Origin of the sequence: Jannaschia formosa (assembly GCF_003340555.1) — a bacterium.
Classification (GTDB): domain Bacteria; phylum Pseudomonadota; class Alphaproteobacteria; order Rhodobacterales; family Rhodobacteraceae; genus Jannaschia; species Jannaschia formosa.
This window is the reverse complement of sequence record NZ_QPLJ01000065.1, coordinates 1-3,474: the sequence shown is the minus strand read 5'-3', so window position 1 is coordinate 3,474 and position 3,474 is coordinate 1. Positions and strand designations below refer to the sequence as shown.

Here is a 3,474-nt window from a genome sequence, read left to right as displayed (position 1 = left end):
GCGTCGACCGGACGCTCTACGCTCTGCGAAACCTGGTCGAGCGCTGCTTCGGGAAGCTCAAGAACAGTCGCCGCGTGGCAATCCGCTACGACAAGACCGCCACCAGCTTCCTCGGCTTCGTTGACATCGCATGCATCCGCTTGTGGATCCGACGTTTTGTCAACACGGCCTAGGCACCTCCACCGGAGGTTCCTCGTGACGACAAACGAAATGGCAGACCGGCTCTGCCCAAAGGAAGCGGCCGACTACATCGGCCTGAGCGTCCGAACGCTCGCCCGCTATCGAGCGGAACGGATGGGTCCGGCCTGGCTCAAAGTCGGGAGGTCGGTCCAGTATCGCCGCGCAAGCATCGACGCCTGGCTGAAGGCGCAAGAGCAGACACCGCATCGCAACCCTTGACCCGCGCGGAGCGGTGGGTCGATGCGGCGCGCTTGCGCGCCGCGCGGACCGCCGGGCCGCGCGGGAGGGGGGTTTTGTAGCACCCTCCTCTAGAAATACATCAGACAGGATCATTCCGCCCATGGACGTGCTCTATTCCGGGTTCGACGGTCTCGACCTCGCGCTCAAGTTCAACATCGGCGGCGACTTCGCCGCCTACCTCGAAGCGAAGCAGAAGGAAGCAGCGGCGGCTCGGTACGACGTGCCGGGCGAGTGGGAGGGCGAGACCTTCACGGTCGCCTCGACCGGCGGCCAGGGCGGCTACGCCTTCCGGCTCGACACAGGCCTGACAGACGAAGTCTGGTTCCTGAAGCGCCCGAACGCGCGTGACCCTTGGGGCGTCCGCGTGTCGGCGAAGTCTGCCGCCCTGCTCGCCCATGGGCTCGATGGGTGGCAACGGAAGATGGAAGCGACAGCACTTGCCTTCGGCGCCGAACCCATCCCCCGCACCACGTCCATTGCGCGGATCGACCTCGCCGTCGACATTCTGGCTCCCGACTTCGAGCTCGATGACGACGCCTTCGTCATGCACTCGCGCTCAAACCGGAAGGCAATCAAGGAGATCATTCAGACGAACGGCCGGTCCGGTCGGCTGACCTCCGTGACTATCGGCAAGATGCCTGGACGTCAGGTTATCCTCTACGACAAGCGCGAGGAGGTGCTGACGAAGCGAAAAGTCGAGTGGCCGCTCGTCTGGAACGCCCGTCGCCGTCAGCTCGGCCAGCCCGACTTAGACTTCTCCGACGCCGACTCATCCCGCGTCTGGCGTGTCGAAGTTCGCGCAGGCAAACATCACCTAAAAAAACATTGGGGCGTCACAGGCTGGGGGGACCTGCATACATCTCTTCCTCATATGCTCGAAACTACGCGGGACGTCGTGCGCTACTGCGCCCCCAGCCCAGACAGCAACCGATCAAGGTGGCCCATCCACGAACTCTGGTCAGTTGCCCAGACGGAGCTGCTAGACCGCCTCGCATTGCGCCCGCCCTGCATTGATCCCGTAACAATTCGACACGAAACCGCGCTGGATAAGATCGAGGTACTGACCTCGCAATGCACAGGTATCCTCATTGGCATAGCCGCCCTCAAGGGCGTCGAAGCCAGCCACTTCCAGACTTTCCTTGCAGAGACGACAACTCGGGTCTCTAACAATGTCCAGTATCACCCACAGCCTCTACAAGATCGTCTAGCTCGTGCCGCAGACCGTTATGCCAGCTTGACGCAGGATCAACGATGAGGAACTCTCAGTCATCAGCTAGCATTGGACCGCCGCACCATATCGCGGCTGCACTTCGAAATACCAAGCGCTGACCATACCACGCAGGCCCAAACAAGCCGCAAACCCCAGAAAGCGGCCATTGCGACGCCCAACAAGTACAAGCCGACCTGGCTTCAGTAAACTCTCGGATCGCACCTTTCCATACGTTCAGGCTAGGTTGGTCAGACTCGTTGGTCATAGCCGACAGACCATTGAGTGACACTGATAGGCTTTACGAATAGATGGGCAACGCGATGGATTCGATTAGGTTCGGCGTAGGAATAAGGGTAAGAATTCGGGATGACCGAAGTATTGGAGACATCCAAGATGGGGTGGAGAAGACTATTAATGGCATCAAGCACGAAATATCCATTACTAGCTCCATAATAGAACTGAGGGCATCTGAATTTTCAAGCGAACAAGCTGCAACGCGCTACCTCCCACGACTGATATGCGCGTTATGGAGCCTTGCATTAGCAGACAAGATTGCATTTGAACCCTGCTTCGAGCAGGCACAAGCAATACGGCCGGAAGACCCCGAACTGGCGGCGCAAAACATGTTTCGCCACGCGCGCGAAAAGCCGAAGCGCTTGGACCTTCTCATTAGCGGCGTGGGGCACTATGTCTTCAGAATTGGTGACATGAAGAGCGCCATCACGATGTTTCCGCCAAGCCTCTCCATAAGCTCAACTTGGAACAATTGTGAACCCATCTTTACGGCAGGCATTAATTGCTCAAATGCAACTGAAGTAGCTGAAGACGAGGACTTGACCATCGCCCTTAGTCTTTATGTTTCTCAGCACTATGAAGCATCTGTTCGCGCAAGATTTATTCTTCTTATATCGGCGCTTGAGGCCCTAGCTCCTGCTTCGAAACGACACCAGACTGCAGTCTCGGCATTCGAGAGCTTTGAAGCATCCCTGAAGGAACTCCTGCAGCAGTCGAAAACGTCAGAAGAGCGAGAAGCGTTAAAAGCCTTAATCGAGGACACGCGATGGAAAATGGAAGATTCTATCTCTCAGAGAATAAGGAGTCTGGTCAAGTTGTCTATACCCGAAGACGACCCGAGCCGAGATCGTGAGATTAAGAATATTTCCAAAGCCTACAGCGTACGGAGTACGCTGCTCCACAAGGGCAGAGTCAGTGAAGACAAGCTAAGAGAAGCAATGGAGAATACGCGGAGAATATTGAAACATATTCTCACAACGCGACTTGGCCTTTAGCTCAGACTCAATCAATCACACGAGGAGGCCGCATATAGAGGGTCACTTCCTAGCGCAACGCAGCAATGATCACGCCGAGACCCATACCGTTCAGCTGGAACAATTCATTGCAGCTGGCATTGCTGCGACTGTGAATGCCTCGGACGCCACTGAGTACAGCCCTCGTTCGCCGACAGCATCGGCCCGCGCGGCACGAAGCACCATGAGACCTCGCCGAGCCCGTCAAGTGCCCCAAGGCCAGCCACCGTGCGACCGCCAGACTATAGCGAGGCCGCGCATCATGTCGCTGCGCGGCTTCCACTAAATCAGTAAAAAGCATCTGGTGAATAATGCGGGCCAACTCAAGACTTACGGACACTGCACGGACACGAGCTACCAATGCAGGAAACCGCCCCGAAGGGCGGCGCGCATCAAGCTGATAACATTAAGAATTTTGGTTGCGGGAGTAGGATTTGAACCTACGACCTTCAGGTTATGAGCCTGACGAGCTACCGGGCTGCTCCATCCCGCGACACTTGTTTGCGCTTTGGCCTGTGGGGGCCTGTGGGAGCGCTG

General features: G+C 57.3%; 3 protein-coding genes, 1 tRNA gene and 1 pseudogene. 4 read left to right on the top strand and 1 reads right to left on the bottom strand.

Annotated features, from left to right (window positions below; all coding sequences use genetic code 11):
- The 4 genes and pseudogenes from DR046_RS22675 to DR046_RS23395 form a co-directional block, all read left to right on the top strand.
- Positions 1-173 (top strand): annotated as a pseudogene (locus DR046_RS22675) (IS5/IS1182 family transposase); the annotation flags it as partial.
- Between the two features lie 22 nt (positions 174-195).
- Entirely contained in the window at positions 196-399 is a 204-nt protein-coding gene (locus tag DR046_RS22670) for a helix-turn-helix transcriptional regulator (RefSeq protein ID WP_245191065.1), read from the top strand.
- Positions 400-520: 121 nt separating this feature from the next.
- The gene (locus DR046_RS22665; RefSeq protein WP_115384603.1) at positions 521-1,675 is read left to right on the top strand and encodes a hypothetical protein; all 1,155 of its coding nucleotides are present in this window, start codon (positions 521-523) and stop codon (positions 1,673-1,675) included.
- A 263-nt stretch (positions 1,676-1,938) separates the two neighbouring features.
- Positions 1,939-2,919, top strand: coding sequence for a HEPN domain-containing protein (locus DR046_RS23395; protein WP_135227398.1), 981 nt, complete (start codon positions 1,939-1,941; stop codon positions 2,917-2,919).
- Positions 2,920-3,353: 434 nt separating this feature from the next.
- On the opposite strand, the gene DR046_RS22660 is transcribed toward DR046_RS23395, so the two are convergent.
- A tRNA-Met gene (locus DR046_RS22660) sits at positions 3,354-3,430 on the bottom strand.
- Between the last annotated feature and the right edge of the window lie 44 nt (positions 3,431-3,474).